Source organism: bacterium (assembly GCA_035691305.1).
GTDB lineage: Bacteria > Sysuimicrobiota > Sysuimicrobiia > Sysuimicrobiales > Segetimicrobiaceae > DASSJF01.
Window position 1 is genome coordinate 44,193 of record DASSJF010000026.1, and the last position, 16,690, is coordinate 60,882.

The 16,690-nt window shown below is 64.9% G+C and carries 13 protein-coding genes; 2 read left to right on the forward strand and 11 right to left on the reverse strand.

Features of this window, described 5'->3' with window-relative positions; translation table 11 throughout:
- The first annotated feature begins 205 nt into the window (after positions 1-205).
- Both VFL28_04370 and VFL28_04375 read left to right on the forward strand, forming a co-directional pair.
- Positions 206-1,468, forward strand: a complete 1,263-nt coding sequence (locus VFL28_04370) for an ammonium transporter (GenBank protein ID HET7263880.1) — start codon at positions 206-208, stop codon at positions 1,466-1,468.
- Between the two features lie 68 nt (positions 1,469-1,536).
- The gene (locus tag VFL28_04375) at positions 1,537-3,897 is read left to right on the forward strand and encodes a molybdopterin guanine dinucleotide-containing S/N-oxide reductase (protein ID HET7263881.1); all 2,361 of its coding nucleotides are present in this window, start codon (positions 1,537-1,539) and stop codon (positions 3,895-3,897) included.
- A gap of 129 nt (positions 3,898-4,026) precedes the next feature.
- Here the strand turns inward: VFL28_04375 and VFL28_04380 are convergent, their stop codons facing one another.
- The 11 genes from VFL28_04380 to VFL28_04430 all read right to left on the reverse strand — a co-directional run bounded on the left by VFL28_04380 (position 4,027) and on the right by VFL28_04430 (position 16,675).
- Positions 4,027-4,863, reverse strand: coding sequence for an ABC transporter permease (locus VFL28_04380; protein ID HET7263882.1), 837 nt, complete (start codon positions 4,861-4,863; stop codon positions 4,027-4,029).
- 6 nt (positions 4,864-4,869) lie between these two features.
- A complete protein-coding gene (locus VFL28_04385; protein HET7263883.1) occupies positions 4,870-5,799 on the reverse strand; it encodes an ABC transporter permease in 930 nt (309 codons plus the stop codon).
- Between the two features lie 63 nt (positions 5,800-5,862).
- On the reverse strand, positions 5,863-7,437 hold the full coding sequence (locus VFL28_04390) for an ABC transporter substrate-binding protein (GenBank protein HET7263884.1): 1,575 nt from the start codon (positions 7,435-7,437) through the stop codon (positions 5,863-5,865).
- A gap of 50 nt (positions 7,438-7,487) precedes the next feature.
- The gene (locus VFL28_04395; protein ID HET7263885.1) at positions 7,488-8,468 is read right to left on the reverse strand and encodes a hypothetical protein; all 981 of its coding nucleotides are present in this window, start codon (positions 8,466-8,468) and stop codon (positions 7,488-7,490) included.
- 183 nt (positions 8,469-8,651) lie between these two features.
- Positions 8,652-9,473, reverse strand: coding sequence for an ABC transporter permease (locus tag VFL28_04400; GenBank protein ID HET7263886.1), 822 nt, complete (start codon positions 9,471-9,473; stop codon positions 8,652-8,654).
- A gap of 32 nt (positions 9,474-9,505) precedes the next feature.
- Positions 9,506-10,450, reverse strand: a complete 945-nt coding sequence (locus tag VFL28_04405) for an ABC transporter permease (protein HET7263887.1) — start codon at positions 10,448-10,450, stop codon at positions 9,506-9,508.
- A gap of 13 nt (positions 10,451-10,463) precedes the next feature.
- The gene (locus VFL28_04410) at positions 10,464-12,095 is read right to left on the reverse strand and encodes an ABC transporter substrate-binding protein (GenBank protein HET7263888.1); all 1,632 of its coding nucleotides are present in this window, start codon (positions 12,093-12,095) and stop codon (positions 10,464-10,466) included.
- 36 nt (positions 12,096-12,131) lie between these two features.
- Entirely contained in the window at positions 12,132-13,121 is a 990-nt protein-coding gene (locus VFL28_04415; protein HET7263889.1) for an ornithine cyclodeaminase family protein, read from the reverse strand.
- Complete coding sequence (locus VFL28_04420; GenBank protein ID HET7263890.1) at positions 13,118-14,239, reverse strand: Xaa-Pro peptidase family protein; 1,122 nt, start codon at positions 14,237-14,239, stop codon at positions 13,118-13,120. Before VFL28_04420 ends, VFL28_04415 begins: the two co-directional genes overlap by 4 nt.
- Entirely contained in the window at positions 14,226-15,638 is a 1,413-nt protein-coding gene (locus VFL28_04425; GenBank protein HET7263891.1) for an MmgE/PrpD family protein, read from the reverse strand. The genes VFL28_04420 and VFL28_04425 overlap by 14 nt, the downstream gene beginning before the upstream one ends.
- Complete coding sequence (locus VFL28_04430) at positions 15,635-16,675, reverse strand: sugar-binding domain-containing protein (protein ID HET7263892.1); 1,041 nt, start codon at positions 16,673-16,675, stop codon at positions 15,635-15,637. Before VFL28_04430 ends, VFL28_04425 begins: the two co-directional genes overlap by 4 nt.
- Positions 16,676-16,690 lie beyond the last annotated feature (15 nt).

Genomic DNA, 16,690 nt, shown 5'->3' on the forward strand with positions numbered 1-16,690 from the left:
CGGTCTCCTATCGAACCGTTATCTGCAGTATACCGACTTGTATACAGCGGCGTATACGATTACTCCTCCCCTTGCGGAGGGCGGCGGCCAAGCGGTCACGCGATCGGGGCACGAGGCCGCCGGCGGAACGCGCGCCGGCGGTGAGCAAGGTAATCTCCCTGGTCATCGCAAACCACTGCGTCTAGGTCGGTCACCGGAGGGTGCCATGCTGCACCTCGATACCGGCAACACTGCCTTCATGATTCTCTGTTCAAGCCTCGTGATGCTCATGACGCCGGGTTTGGCGTTCTTTTATGGCGGGCTGGTCGGCCGGAAGAACGTCCTCGCCATCATGATGCAAAGCTTCGTCTCGATGGGCTGGACCACCGTGCTGTGGTGGCTCGTCGGGTTCTCGATGTGCTTCAGCGGCGACCTGAAGTCGGGCACCGACATCGGCGGAATCATCGGCAACTTTCACTGGGCGTTTCTCCGCGGCGTAACGCTGTCGACGCCGTCGCCCAACGACACGATTCCGCTGATCGTGTTCTGCGCCTACCAGATGATGTTTGCCATTATTACGCCGGCGCTGATCACGGGCGCCTTTACCAATCGCGTGACCTTCAAAGCGTACTTCCTATTCCTCACCGCGTGGTTGCTGCTGGTCTACTTCCCCTTCGTGCACATGGTGTGGGGCGGCGGGCTCCTGGCGTCCTGGGGGGTCAAGGACTTTGCCGGCGGCATCGTGGTCCACAACATCGCGGGCATGGCCGCGCTGGCGTCGGTGCTCTACGTGGGCAAGCGTCGGGTCGCGGATGAGGGGCCTCACAGCATCCCGCTCGTGGCGCTGGGCACCGGCCTGCTTTGGTTCGGGTGGTACGGTTTCAACGCGGGCAGCGAATTCCGGGTGGACTCCGTCACCGCCGTGGCCTTCCTCAATACCGACCTCGCCGCATCGTTTGCCGCGATCGCGTGGCTGGTAATGGACTGGCTGCTCACCGGGCGGCCGCGCTTCCTCGGCCTGCTGACGGGAGCGGTCGCCGGCCTGGCCACGATCACGCCGGCCGCGGGGTTCGTGTCGCCGGCCGCGGCGTGCTTGATCGGCATCGTATCGGGCGTCGTCTGTTATTATGCAGTCGCCCTGAAAAATCGCCTGCGGTGGGACGACGCTCTGGACGTGTGGGGGGTCCACGGGGTCGGCGGCTACCTCGGGATCGTCATGCTGGGCCTGACGGCCTCAACCGCGTGGAATCCGGCCGCGTCCGGAGGGGTGGACGGATTGTTCCGCGGGGGCACGCACTTCTTTCTGGTCCAATGGGGAAGCGTGACGCTCGCGGCGGCGTGGGCGTTCTTCTTCACGCTGGGGATGCTCTGGGCGATCGAACACATCACCCCGGTGAAGGTGCCGGAACTCACAGAAGTCACGGGTCTCGACGAGGGTATTCACGGCGAAAAGGCCTACATCTTGGAAGGCGCGCCGTTGGCCCCGTAGGTTCGCCCGCGGCGCCGCGCGGCGGACGGGGGCCCTTGATCGGCCTGCCGGACGGGGATCGAAGCACGATGCCGACACGACGAGTACCATCGCTGTGCCATTGGGGCGCGTTTACGGCCGTGGTCGAAGGAGACCGGGTCGTCAAATGCGAGCCGTTTTTCAAGGATCCGTGTCCGTCGCCGATGCTCAGCGCCCTCCCGGCCATGATACATTCACCGCTCCGCGTTCAACGGCCGGCGGTGCGCGAGAGTTGGTTGCGGGAACGCGAAGGCAGCGACGGAGCCCGACGCGGTGCGGAGCGATTCGTAGAAGTGTCGTGGGACACAGCGCTGACGCTTGTCGCGGAAGAACTCTTGCGCGTGCGCACACAATTCGGCCCGCAGGCAATTTTCGGCGGGTCATACGGTTGGTCTTCGGCCGGACGATTCCATCACGCGCGCACACTCGTGCGGCGCTTTCTCTTCTCGGGCGGCGGCTGTGTCGATCAGATCGGCAACTACAGCTGGGGTTGCGCGCAGACCCTGCTTCCCCATGTCATCGGCTCCTACGAGCCGGTCGCGGGCAAAGTGACCCACTGGACCAACGTCGTCAAGCATACGAAGTTGTTCGTGGCCTTCGGAGGGCTCGCGATCAAGAACGGGCAAGTGACATCCGGGGGCGCCGGGGAACACACGATGACGCAATGGCTGCGCCGCGCCCGTGACGCGGGGTGTGACTTTGTCGTTGTGAGCCCAACGCAGGGAGACTGTCCGGATTTTCTGCGACCATCCTGGATCCCGATCCGGCCCAACACCGACGCCGCGCTCATGCTCGGCCTCGCGTACGTACTTCTTGCGGAGCGGAAAGCCGACGAGGCGTTCCTCTCGCGCCACTGCGTTGGCTTCGACAAATTCAAACCCTATCTCAACGGCGACTGCGACGGCACGCCCAAGACACCGGACTGGGCCGCCGCCATCACGGGCGTCCCCCCGGAAACGATCTACTCCCTTGCTCGCCGCATGGCCGCCGCGCGCACGATGCTCAGTGCCTCGTGGTCTCTACAGCGCGCGCATCACGGCGAACAGCCGTACTGGATGCTGATTGCCCTTGCCGCGATGCTCGGTCAAATCGGTTTGCCGGGCGGCGGATTCGGGTTCGGACACGGATCGATCAACGGCGTCGGCAATCCGCGGCCGGACGTACCTGCTCCCACGATGGACCACGGGGACAACCCCGCGGCCCGAGCGATTCCGGTGGCCCGTGTCGCAGACATGCTGCTGCAGGCGGGCGCCGAATACGAGTTCAACGGTCGGCACGACCGGTATCCCGACATCCGGCTCGTTTATTGGGCCGGAGGCAACCCCTTTCACCATCACCAAGATCTGAACCGGCTGCGCGCGGCATGGGCGAAGCCTGAGACAGTCGTTGTGCACGAGAGTTGGTGGACCGCCACGGCCCGCCGCGCCGACGTCGTGCTGCCCGCCACCACGACGCTGGAACGCAACGACGTGGGGGGCGCCTCGCGCGATCGCTTCATCTTCGCCATGCATCAGGCAATCAACCCGGTGGCGGCGAGCCGGAATGACTTCGACAGTTTCCGCGACCTCGCGGCGCGCGGCGGATTCGAGCGTGCATTTACGGAAGGCCGCGACGAGGCGGCTTGGATGAAGCATATCTATCGGCAGGCGCGCGCTGCCAACGCCGCAGTCGGCGTGGCGTTACCGGATTTCGAAGAGTTCTGGGAACGAGGATACGCCGAGCAGCCCGTGCCCGATGAGGACTTTGTGCTCTTCGCCGAGTTCCGCCGTGATCCCGAGCGCTATCCGTTGAAGACACCTTCCGGACGGATCGAACTCTATTCTGACACGATCAGAACGTTCGGCTATGACGACTGCCCGCCACACCCGGCGTGGCTGCCTCCTAAGGAGTGGCTCGGGGCGGAGGAAACACGCAGGTACCCTCTCCACCTGATCTCCATTCAACCGCCCAACCGGTTGCACTCGCAAATGGATCCGGGGCCCGTCGCGACAAGTCAAAAGATCGCGGGGCGGGAAAAACTGCGCATTGGACCGGAAGATGCGGCTCGGCGTGATCTTCGATCGGGCGACACGGCACGGGTGTTCAACGACCGCGGCGCTTGTCTCGCCGGCATCGAAATTGCCTCCGGGATAACGCCCGGGGTTGTAGTCATGGCAACCGGTGCGTGGTACGATCCGGCGGGACAGGGCGATCGACCGCTCGACCGCCACGGAAACCCCAATGTGCTTTCACTCGATATCGGGACTTCGAAGCTCGCGCAGGGCCCGAGCGCGTTGTCAGCGCTGGTGGAGGTGGAGTTGTGGCGCGGGGGCCCCGCTGCCGTGCAGGCCTTTGAAGCGCCGGAAATAGTGCAACTGCGGCCCGGCTCTGGGTCGGACGTGCCGGAAAGAGATCAGGTAACCAGGCGCTAACTGCGGCGGCAAGCGAGCAACGCTGTTGCTCGGGACGAGGCCATGTGCGAAAGCCTTGAAAATATGGAGCCGGCGATCGGAATTTGAACCGAGGACCTGCGCAGGTTCGGCGAGCCGAGGGCTACCGCCCTAACTTCGCGGGTCGAATGCGTCGCGAAGGCCGTCCCCTACGAGGTTGAACGCCAGCACGGCGATGCTGATGGCGACGCCCGGACACGCGGCCATCCAGGGCGCATTCAGGACGAAGCGGCGACCGTCGGCCACCATCGTGCCCCAGGAAGCCAGCGGGGGTTGCACGCCGATCCCAAGGAAACTGAGGGCCGCCTCCGCATTGATGGCTCCGGCCATGGCGAGGGACCCGAGCACAAGGAGCGGCGCGCTTGCATTCGGCAGAATATGGCGGATCATGATTCGAAACCGTCGCGACCCCATCGCGGTGGCCGCGGCGACGTATTCCTGCCTCTGAACCAGCAACGTCTGGGCCCGCGACATACGGGCGAAATCCGGCAACCGCGTGAACGCGATGACAAGAATGAGGTCACCAAAGTGCGCCCCAACGATGGCAATGAGTCCGATTGCCAGTACGATGTCGGGAAACGCCATCAGCACATCGATGACGCGCATCAAGACATCGTCCCACCAGCCGCCGAGGACGGCGGCCGACATCCCTACCGAGACACCGGCGGCCGCGGCCGCGCCGACGCTCAGCACGCCGACGAGCAGCGACGTGCGTCCTCCGTAGATGACTCGGCTCAAGATATCCCGTCCGAATTGATCTGTTCCGAACCAGTGGCCGGCGGACGGCGGTAGACTGCGCGCGGACGCGTCCATGCCTACCATCGAGTGCGGCGCGACGGCAGGCGCCAGTACGGCGAGGACCACGAGCCCCACAATCAGGAAGCCGCCGGCGACGGAGCTCGGATTGCGTACCAACGACCGCCACCGGCGCGACGGCGCGCCGGTCATCGGCGTCTACCCATATCGGATTCTCGGATCGCACGCGGCATAAAGGAGATCCACGGCGAGGTTGACCAGTACGTAGAGCAGGGATGTGACTAGAATCGTCCCCTGCAGCAGAGGATAGTCCCGTCCGCTGATAGCTTCGACCAACAACCGGCCCATGCCGGGGATATTGAAGACTGTCTCCGTCAACACGGTTCCGCTGAGGACCGTACCGAACTGCAGCCCGATGACCGTGATGATTGGGACAAGCGCATTGCGTAGAGCGTGAAAATACACGACTCGGCTAGCTGCCACACCCTTGGCGCGCGCCGTCCGGATGTAATCTTCGCGCAATGCCTCGAGCATGCTCGACCGTGTAATGCGCATCGCGAGTGCCGCAAATGAAGTCCCGAGCGCGACACACGGTAGAATGAGTGCCTGCCACCCGAACTCGTCGACCGAGCCGCCGGGCGGCAACCAGCCGAGTTGCAGGGAGAACACGATGATCAAGAGCAGTCCGAGCCAGAAGATCGGCATGGAGACGCCGACCATGGCCGCCAAACGGCTCACATGATCGGCGAGCGCACCGGCGCGGACCGCCGCCGTAACCCCCAACGGGATGGCGATTGCCAGCGCCACCCCCATCGCGCCCACGGCCAGCAGCATCGTTGTCGGCAGGCGCTCCCCGAGCAACGCAGCGACGCCGTTGCTCTGCGTGATGCTCCGCCCGAGGTCGCCGCGAGCAATGTTACTCAGCCACAGCACGTACTGCACGCTCAGGGGGCGATCGAGCCCCAACGCGTGCCGCTGGTCCGCGGCGTAGCTCGGGTCATAAAACTTCCCGAGCATCAACACGACCGGGTCGCCGGGCGCGAGGTGTATGAGACAGAACACGAACACGGTGACGCCGAGCACCACCGGCACGATCAGGATTAATCTGCGGACGAGGTACCGTTGCATCAACACGCCGCGGGCGGAGCCGCGGCTGGGACGCGGGTCCGCCCGATGCCGCCTACCCGGACGCTACTTGTCGAGCCAGACGGTCTCAAGCGGAAACCAGTTCTGGACGTCCATTCCCATTCCACGAACGTACGACTGGACGACGTCGACGTTCTTGCCCCAACTCAGCAGCACCCGAGGAGCATCGTGCATGGCGATCGTATTGATCTGACGATCGATGACGATCGCCTGCTGCCGATCGAGCGTGCTGAGCGCCCTGTCGAGCAGCGGGGGCATCGCCGCGTTCTTGTACCCGCACGCACGGTTGTACCAGGTGAGCTCGAACGGCGCGTCGGCCGAATAGGAATTCCACGTATACTGCTTGGTCAGCTTGCCGAACTTGAGACGATACAATCCCACATCGAAAGTAGGCGTTTGTCCGGCCGGAGGATTCCAGAGGCCGGCGAGCGCCGCCTTCTCCACGACGTTGGGCACGACCTTGACGCCGATTTGCGCCAGCTGATTCTGGACCAATTGCACCTCGTCGACATACTCGGACACGTTCGTCGTGTGAAGGGAAAACGTCAGCGGATGACCGTCGTTGAATCCGGCCTGCGCGAGCAGATCCTTGGCCTTGGCGGGATCGTACGAGTACGAGGTCGTTTCCCACTGTTTCTCGTAAGCCGGATGCCACGAGGGGAAGATCCCCGAGGCCGGCTCCGCGTACCCGAGGAACACTGTCTGCGCGATCGCTTTCCTGTCGACCGCGTATGAGATCGCTTGGCGGACGCGCAGGTCGCTGAACGGCGCTTTGCAGGTGTTGAAGTACATGAAGTTGAGCGTACTGCCCGGGGCCGACACGACCGTGAAGCGCGGATCCTTCGCCAGCCGCTTCGCGTCGGCGAGATCGGGCTCAAACACGACGTCGGCCCGTCGCGCCCGCAGCGCGATCATGCGGAGAGATTCTTCAGGCGTAGGCCGGAAAACGATCCGGTCCACGTAGGGCAATCCGGGTTTCCAATAGTGCGGGTTTCTGACGATCACGATCCGCTGATCGGGGACCCACTCCTGGAACATGAACGGTCCCGTGCCGACTGCCGCCTTGGATCCATAGTCCTTGCCCCACTTCTGGATCGCCGCGGGAGAATGGAAGCGGATCTCGTCGTCCGTCAGCAGCGAGGCAATGAAGTCGGCGTTGGGTTTAGGCGTCACAACTTCGACGGTGTACTTGTCGACGACGCGCACGCTTTTGATCAGCGTTTGGTACTGGCGGGCCGCATAGCCGACCTTGGGGTCCAACATCCGGTCCCAGTTGAACTTGACCGCGTCCGCGTCGAACGGCGTACCATCCTGGAACATAACGCCGTGCCGGAGGTGGAAGGTATACGTCACGTTGTCCGGTGCGACGGTCCAGGACGTCGCGAGGGCCGGGACCGCCTCGCCGTGCGGCCCGACGTTGACGAGGCTGTCGGAGATCTGATCGTCGACCATCTCGCCTTCGAAGCCACCGTCTACAACGGGATTCAAGTTCAGCATGTCCTCTTTCACGATCGCGTTCAGCGTGCCGCCGCGCTTGATCGATTGGCCGGCCGCGATACCCAAGGCAAGCGGGACCATGAGGACCGCCGCCGCGATCAGCCGCGCTGGTGCCTGGCGCATGCCCACCCCTCCTTTAACAGCTCAGTCGCTTTGCCGAAACCCGTTCCGGGTCAATGCTGAAGTGTCTCGAAGACCGAAACCGCGGCAAGGGCCGCCCAGACATGGTACTGAGCCCGCTGCTGCAACGGGGCGCTGCGCCCCACCTCGAGGCCGAATCCCGGGCCATATCGCGCCGTGGTATAGGCAAGTTGGGTCTCCTGCATGTCGGATTTGACGACCTCTTCTACGAGGATGCCATCGCCGAGGTCGTACATGTTCACGCCGCCGTCCGGGAAGTGCGGCGCCAGTTGCTTCAGGTTGAGCAGGCCGACGTTGTGCCGCTTCATTTCAGCGATGATGCCATTCGCGATTCGCTCGGCGGGCTTATTGCCGGCAATCGGCGGGATAATCATGTAGAAACCGGCCCCAAATCCCTCGTGCAGGTCCAGACTCAGACCGGGCCGCACGCGGTCGATCACGGCCTGCACGACTTTGATGTCCGCGGGCGCCGACGGCACGCCGAACAGCCGGTTCAAGTTTTTCAACTCACCCTCCGCGGTGATCGGGCACGTATAGGCGCGTTCAAAAACGCCGCAGCCTTCGCTTTGTGGCTGGTTGGTCGGAACGACGACGCGCTTTCCGGCGAGTTGTTCGCGGAGCTCCGGACGCTCCGCGAGCAGCGCCTTGATCTTGAGCCAGACTTTGCTCGGGCCGAACACCGTCGGCGTAAATTCCATCGCCGCAAACCCGAAGTCGCCGATGAGGGCCAGAGTCAGGCCGTCTTCATCGACGACGACCTTGCCGCGGCGCCTGAGGATCGCCGCCAGTTCGGTGTTTGTAGAGAAGTCCGGCGCGGCACCTCCGAGGGCGAAGGCAAGATACCGGTGATAACCCTCGAGGCCCATCGGGTCGCGGTTTGGCACAAGATAGACCGTGTGGTCGGTCTTCAGCTCGCGCAGCAGCCGCAGCGCCGATACAACGCCGGCGGGCTCCGAAGCGTGGCTGCCCGCCGTGATGACGATGGGCGGCGACTTCGCGCCGCCGTACTTCACCAGATAGATCGGGAGGCCGTTGGCGACCCGATGAATGACGGAATACTCGTGCCCCGACTCTTTGATCTCACTGAGAATCTCGTCGTTCGTGTTTACCGCCATTGATCACCCTCTCGGGACTGCGTCTGGAGCGCCATCACGGTCTGCCGCCTGGCCTCACCCCCTGCGCGCCGCCGAGACGCCTCATCGGTTGCGCAGTTTCGGATCCATCGCGTCGCGCAGTGCGTCGCCGAGCAGGTTGAACGACCATACCGCAAAGAAGATCGCCAGCGATGGAAATACCACCAGCTGCGGCGCGGCGCGCAGATACTGCCGGCCGGAGCTGGCGATCGCCCCCCACTCCGGTGTCGGCGCATTGACGCCGAGGCCGAGGAAACTCAGCGCCGCGGCCGCGAGGATCGCGGTCCCCATTTCGAGTGTGGCGTAGGTCACGATCGGCGCAGTCGTCTGCGGTAGGATGTGGCGGATAACGACACGTACGTCGGTCGCGCCGACGGCGCGGGCCGCTTCGACGAACGTCTCCTCTTTGAACGTGAGGATGTGGGCTCGGACCAGCCTCGCAAACGGCGGGATGCGCCCGAGGCCGATCGCGATGAACAGGTTGGCAAACCCGGGACCAAGAATCGCCACGACGGCGATCGCCCGCAGCATGAACGGGAACGCCATGATAATGTCCACCAGGCGCATCAAAATCGCGTCCGCGCGGCGCGAAACGCCGGACAGAACGCCCATCGCTCCGCCAGCCGCGAGCCCGAACACGACCGACAAAAGGCCGATGGCGAGCGAGACCCGAGCGCCGAAAATAATCCGGCTCAGAATGTCCCGGCCGACTTCGTCCTGTCCAAGCCAATGGGCCCGCGACGGTGGCTGCAGGCGGTCTAGCAGCGACGTCGTCAGGGGATTGAACGGCGCGATCAGCGGTGCTGCCACGGCCGCAAGCACGTACACCGCGAGCACAGCCGCCGCGATCCGGGCGGCTCGTTCGCGCCACAGGCGCGACGCCACATCCCTCCAGTAACCGCGCGGCGTGCCGGCGCTCACGAGTAGCGCACGCGGGGATCGACGACGGCGTACCCGAGGTCCACGAGGAGATTCATGCCGACGGCGAAGGCGGCTTTGACCATGAGCACGCCCTGAATCAGCGGCATGTCCTTGACAAGAATTGCGGCGACGACGAGGCGTCCCAGGCCCGGCCAGGCAAAGATCGTTTCGACGACGACGGCACCGGACAGAAGCTGCGCGAAGACCACCCCGAAGAGCGTCAATACCGGCAGCAGCCCGGGACGCAGAGCGTGCTTGATGACGACCGTAAGGCGCGGCAGTCCCTTGGCGCGAGCGGTGCGGACGTAGTCGGTGCCGAGTGTTTCCAACAGAGATGTCCGTGTCATTCGCGCGACCGGCGCCAGCATCTCGAAGCCGAGCGCGAGCGCGGGCAGCACTAAGTACCGAAGGCCCTGCCACGACGTGAAATTCGGACCGCGCCCACCGAGCGGGAACCATCCCGCTTTGAACGCCAGCACGAACAGCACCAGCAGCGCGATCGAAAACCCGGGAAACGAGACACCCAGCACGGCCGCACTCATCACGGCGCGATCGACGTAGGTGCCTCTTGCCGCGGCGGCCACCGTGCCGAGCGCGACGCCCAAAGCTGTGGACCAGGCGACCGCGGCAACCGCGAGGATGACCGTGTTGGGCAGCGCGCGGGCGAGCTGTCCAAACACCGGAGTTCCGGTGACGATGGATGTGCCGAAATCGGCGTGGAAGAGCACGCCGCTCAAGAACCGCCAATACTGGATGGGAAGCGGCAGATTCAAGCCGAGGTTCTCGCGGATCTGATCGACGATGCGCCGGGGAGCATGCTCACCGGCGATGAAGAGCGCCGGATCTCCCGGAATGAGATGCAGAAGAAAAAACGCGGCCGTCATCGCCCCGAGTATAACGGGGACGCTGATCAGCGTTCGGCGGAGTGCGTAGCTCCGCATCACACCGCGGCCGTCACTGCGTCCGGATGCTCCACACGTCGAGCAGTTTCCCGAGGGCGGTGTTGAGCCAGACGGCGCCGGTAAAATCTCGAAGCGTGCGGCTGTTTACGAGATTGAGCTCAGTGATCCAATAAATCGGCACAACCAGGGCTTGGTCGGCCACGACCATCTTCTGCAGCTGCGCCGCCGCGTCGAGCGCAGCCCGCTCATCCGGGGCCGAATGGAACGTCTGGATCCACCGATCGGTCTGTGCGTCCTTCCACCCGAACGGATTAGTCCCCGGGACGTTCGTGGAGAGCAAGTATTGATCGAATTCGTCCGCCGTGCCTTCGAAATTGTAGATTTCCATTTCGACCCCGCCCGCGCGGCGCAAGGGATAGAGCCGTCCGCGCTCCAGCAGTTCGATGTCGGCGCCGATGCCGATCGAGGCCAGGCTTTCCTTGATCACGACGGCGATATCCTGATATCTCGGCAGGCCCATGAGCTTGAGACCCTTGAGCACCACGCCGCCCTTCTCACGAAAGCCTTCGGCGTTGACCTTCCAGCCTGCCGTATCGAGGAGTTGCCTCGCCTTCGCCGGATCGTAACCGGGAGCGACACGCTCGATCCCCTTCCAATAGCCGTACGCCAACGGATGCAAGATATCGACCGCCGGCGTCCCGGTCGGGAAAAGGATCGACGCGGCGATGCGCTTCCGGTCCACGGCCCGGGCGACCGCCTCCCGCACCGCGAGGTCTCTGAGATGGGGGAACGCCGTATTCAAGATCAAACCCCGGGTGTCGGTGACCGGCCGCCGCGTTACATCAACCCGTCCCCGCAGGCCCGGCGCCCGCGCGAGCAGGCTCGGATCGGTGCTGTGGGTGAACAGATCGACGTCGCCGTTCTCGAGCATCAGTTCGGCGGTGGTGAGTTCGGGGACCACACGCCACACCAACCGCCGAATACGCGCGGGACCGCGGTTCTGGTATCCTGCCGGGCCCCACTTGTAGTTGTCAAACCGCTCATAAATGATCTGCTCGTTGAAGGAGCGCGAAACGAACCTGAACGGCCCGGTGCCGTCCACAACCGTTCGGCCGAATTCTTTGCCCGCCCGGTCGACGGACTCGCGGTTGAGCACCGATGTCGCCGGATTCGACATGACGTCGAGGAACATTCGGTCCGGTCGAGTCAAGTGCACGACGACCGTCGCCGGATCCGGTGTCTCGACACGGTCGACGATGGTAACCAGGTAGCCAAACGGCGAGCCGGATTGCTTGTCCTTAAGACGCTCCAGCGAATACTTCACGTCCGCCGATGTCATGTGGCGGCCGCTGTGGAACTCGATATCCTTGCGAAGAGTAAATGTGTAGGTCTTGCCGTCCGCGCCGACACGCCATGACGAAGCGAGGAGCGGCACCAGCCGTAACTGATTGTCTTTCGCGAGCAGCGTATCGAACATCAACAAGCCCTGTTCCTGGCTGGCGGTGCCCGTCCCAACGGTCGGATCAAGGCTTTCGGGATCGGAGCGGTCGACGTGGATCAAGATCCCATTGGTCGAAATGCTCTCGGCGCCCGAAGCCGGATTGCTCCACGGGAGCACGTACAACGCGAGCAGCGTGGTCAGAACCGCCACGGGCAAACGCAATTCGTTGCGAATCAGACGCATGAGGCCTCCCCCCGTCGCTCCTTCGCACAATAAACTCTAGATGGCCAACGGAAACCCCAGGCCCGCACCCACCGCCTTGCGGTACACGTGATGCGCGACGGCAACGTCTTGGGATACCAAACCAACCGTCTTGATGACGATGCGCTCCTCTGGCCGTTCGCGACCAGGTTTGCACCCTGCGACGACTTCCCAAATCGCGCCGTAGATGCCGCCCTCAGGCATCAATCCGGCCTGCACGACCGGACGTAACAAGGCCGCGACATCGTCCACCTCATCGGCCACAACCTTGTCGGCGCTGCCGTACAGTCGGTGGTCGATCTCGTCGTTCCCCACGGTCACTACACAGGCGCCCGGCGCCACCCAGTCACGCATCACGAGCGGCGTGCCGGCCGTCGTCGCCACAAAGATAAGATCGGCGCCTTCGCACGCCTCCCGAACCGTATCGCACCGTTCGACGACCAGCCCGATCTCGCCGCTCATCTCCGCCGCGAAGCGCACGGCCGACTCGGGGCGACGGGATGAGACCCGCACCACGGTGAGCGGAAAGGTCTCGCGAAGCGCGAGCAGGCCCGTGCGGGCGAGATTGCCGGCGCCGACGATCGCGACCACCCGAGTATTGGGACGGGCCAGATGTTTGGCGCCGACTACGGCGGCGGCCGTCGTGCGGATGGAGTAATTCCAATGTTCGTCCACCATCGCGAGCAGGACGCCCGTCCGCGGATCGGTCAGCAGGACCAAGCGGGTCGACTGCGGGGCACTTGTCCCCGAGCCGTCGGGATTGACGACGTAGGCGACAATACGAACACCGAGGATGGGAATCGACTCGAGCACACAACCCTTCACGTGCGAGTATATCGGCTGCGTGCGACCGTGGATCGTGAAGCGCGGCGGCTCGCACATGGTGATCTCGCCGCGCGCGTGCATGGCGAAGACCTCTTCCGTCACGTGAAGCGCGTCGCGCACAGACAACAGCCGGCGCGTGTGCGCGAGCGGGACATAGAGTGGACTGGAAACGGCCGCGGTCACCGGCCCGCTCCGATGATGCTGAGCACTTCCGCGCCGCGCGATAACAGCTCGCCGCCCGACTCGGTCACTACCACATCTTCCTCGATGTGGATTCGCTGGCCCGAGGCGCTCATAAACCTCGGCTCGGGCGTCAGAATCATCCCCGGCTCCAGCACTGTCTCGTCCACCAGGCTGATCGAAGGCGGATCGGAAGCAACCCCAAACCCGTGGCCCACCCGCTTATTCGCGTCAAGCGGCGGCAGACCAAGGCGCACCATGTCCTCGCTCGTCTGGCGAGCCAGGTCGCAGCAACGGACACCCGGCCCGATCCGTTTGATCAGGTTGTGGGTAAGTTCCCAGATCATCGCGAACTCGCGCTTTTGCTGATCGCTCGGCGGCCCGAACACGGCCATCCGCGCGAGATCCGACCGGTAGCCTTCGTAGGTCAGGCCGAAGTCACACCACAGCCAGTCGCCACGGCGGTAAGTGTGACGGAACGCATGGCCCTCGAGTCCGAACTCCATGTGCCCGAGTTGACCGCCGGTGTCGAGCATCTCGCCCTCAAAGATCCGTTGCGCCCGGGCAACATCCATACCGGGCTCGAGCCGCGCCAACGTCCTGGCCCAAGCTTCCGTAGCCATGCGGCACGCGGCACGCATCCGGTCCACCTCCCAGGCCGCCTTCACCATGCGAATGTGGTTGAAAACGGCGCTCGCGTCTACGATGGTCATCGACGGCAGCGCCCGCTGGACGGCCAGGAAATCATTGTACGAGATGCCGAGCCGCTGAAACTCACCGATCTCACATCCGAGATTCGCGCGGCTGAGGCCAAGCTCGCGCAACGCTTGCGGAATCAGTTCAAGCGGAAACGGCACGTCGATGTAGGTTCTGATGTTGGTCACCGGTGCGGTCGCGCGGACCTGAGGTTCATCGCGGCCGTATACGATCATGCAGGGCTCCGCCCGCAGCGGCAGGATCATGATCATGGGACGCTGCCGGCCGTCGAACTGCTCGCTCCGATGACCGGTGAACAGCCAGTAGTTGTACTTTTCCGTCACCAGCAGCGCGTCGATGCCGCGCGGTTCCATGAGGCACCGCGCGCGCGCCCACTGTTCTCGAATTCCGTCACCGTCCGCCATTCGGTCTCTCCCCCGCCCACTGCATCGGCTCTAGCAGCACGTCGGCCAGCTCTGTGACGTTCGTCATCGACGGAAGCCGCCCGCTCAACGCGACGATGTCCGACCGCGGTGTCGCCAGCCCGACGTTGCGCATGACAAACTCCGTGCGTGTGAACGGGCTTTCCGGGCTGCCGCGATGCGCGCGCCTTCGTCCAACAACTGTGCGCCCATCGCGCGTTACGATCGACACAGACGCGGAAGACCGGGACGCGGGAGAGCCGCCTGCGGCCGCCTCGGGGCCGATGCCGACCAGCGCGGCCAGACGCAACACACCAGGGTCGGCCAGCCGATCGGGGGCGAACGCCTCGTAGAACGTGTCGGAAGAAGGAACGTCAGGTGCCTTCAACAGAGCGGCGCCCAACGAGAATGGCAGACTCCGCTGCGCCTCCCGGGTGCCAGCGGGCCGGCGCTGGCGGTCGAAGGACGCGGCCAAAACCGCCGCCATGGCCGGAGGAAGGGTAACATCGATGTGTTCGATGTCTTGGGGAGCGATCCGGTGTTCCCGGACGAGGTCGATCGCGGTGTCCACCGCTGAATGGAAATCGGTGCTGTGTGCATACGGCTTGTAGGCTACGTCGTGAACCGTCCAGCGGCTCAGCGGCGCGAAGAGCGGGGCCGTGTCATAAGCGGCCTCACCCGCAACCGCCCACAGCAGACCACCCGGCGCTTCCAACATATCGGCCGGGCCCTGGAGATCGCGCCGGGCCAACAAGGCCGCGCCGACGCCCGCCGACGCGGCCCAGCCGGCCTGGAGCGGTTTAGTCGTCGCGGCGGGTCCGAAGTGCACGAGACCGGCCGCGCGCGTGGCTGCGATCGCCATCGCGTGGGCCTGCTGCGGAGCGGTGAGGCCCAGCACCGTGGCCGCCGCCGCCGCGGCGGCCACGGTGCCGAACACCGACGTCGGATGAAACCCGCGGCGGTACATCGTTCCCACCACGGAGGTGCGTCCCAAACGGCAGGCGATTTCGTACCCGACCAGCACGGCGCGCAGCAATTCCGGCCCCGAGGCAGCCACCGCCTCGGCGGCCGCAAGCGCCGCCGGCACGACCACGGCCATCGGATGCATGTCGGTCGGAGCGTGAAAATCATCCAGCCCGAGCGCATGGGCCGCGGTCCCGTTCACGAATGCGGCGAAGACGGCAGGAACCCGGAATCCGCCGACGGCGGCCGACGTTCGAGTACCGCTCATTTCCTCCACATGCCCCCGAACCGCGGCCACCTCGGCCCGGTTCCGGGCGGCAAGACACAGGGCGAGACAATCGGCCACCCGGTCGGCCGCCGCGGCGGCAGCGTCGTCAGGCACCGGCGCGGCGCTGATCCGAGCCAATGCGGCCGACGCGGTCTCCAACGGCTTAGTCACGGACCGCGCATGTCCCCGGCGGTTGCCGCGTTACTTGCGCGTGCGCCCGGCGACACCGCCGCGGCCCGTGCGTCACGATCCAGCGCAACGCGTGCGGTTCCTTCGTCGGTAATGAGCGCGTCGATGTAGCCTCCGCGCAACGCGCCGAGCAGAGCCGGTACTTTGGCGGCACCGTGAACCACACAGATCTTCATCGGTATCCGCCGCAACTCGTCGAGATCGAGCCCCACGGTCCGGGGGTACGGGTCTTCTTTCAACGGCCGTCCCTCAACGTCGATGAACCGCCCCAGGATATCCCCGACCGCTCCGCGCGCCCGCAGACGCGCCATCAACGCCGGCCGCAGCATCCCCACCCGAACCATCGCCGCGCGATCCGACGCGGCGCCGATGCCGAAAATCGCCTTGGTTGCCCGGCGGCCCGCTTTGAGCACCTCGCTGATGGTACGGTCGGACGCGATCGCGCGGCAGAGCGCCGGAGAGTCGACGATCGTCGGCACCAGGAGAAACAGTGCCCGGCCGCCCAACCGCTCGGCGGTTGTGCCGGCCAGATCGAAGGCATTCATATCCACCGGACCCTTGGCCAGCGCTCCGTTGAGCACAACAACGGTCAGTCCTCGGATCGGCCGCCGCGGCAGATATTGCGCCACGGCGTGCAGCGTGGATCCCCAAGACGTCCCCAACACGTCCCCGGCGCGCAGGACGTGCGCCAGGTAGTCGGCCGCCGCTGAGCCCACCTCGGCGGCCGCCGCTTCAGCCGGCGCTCGCACGACGACCGCGTCGGCAAGCCCGAACCGCCGCTTCAGGCCGCTGCCGAGTTCGAGCAGCGGCGTCGATGCATGGTTGATCCGGATCTCGAGCACGGCACGCTGCTGCGCGCGCCGCAGCGCCCGCATCACGCGCTGGCGGCTCATCCCAAGCAGCCGGCCTATCGCCTCCTGCGTCTTCCCGTCGCGATGATAGTACCAGGCGATGCGCGCCAGTAGCGCGGTGTCGCCGTCTTCATGGCGCGCCGTAACATTTGTTATAGACGTCGCCATATGTTCTACAGACAT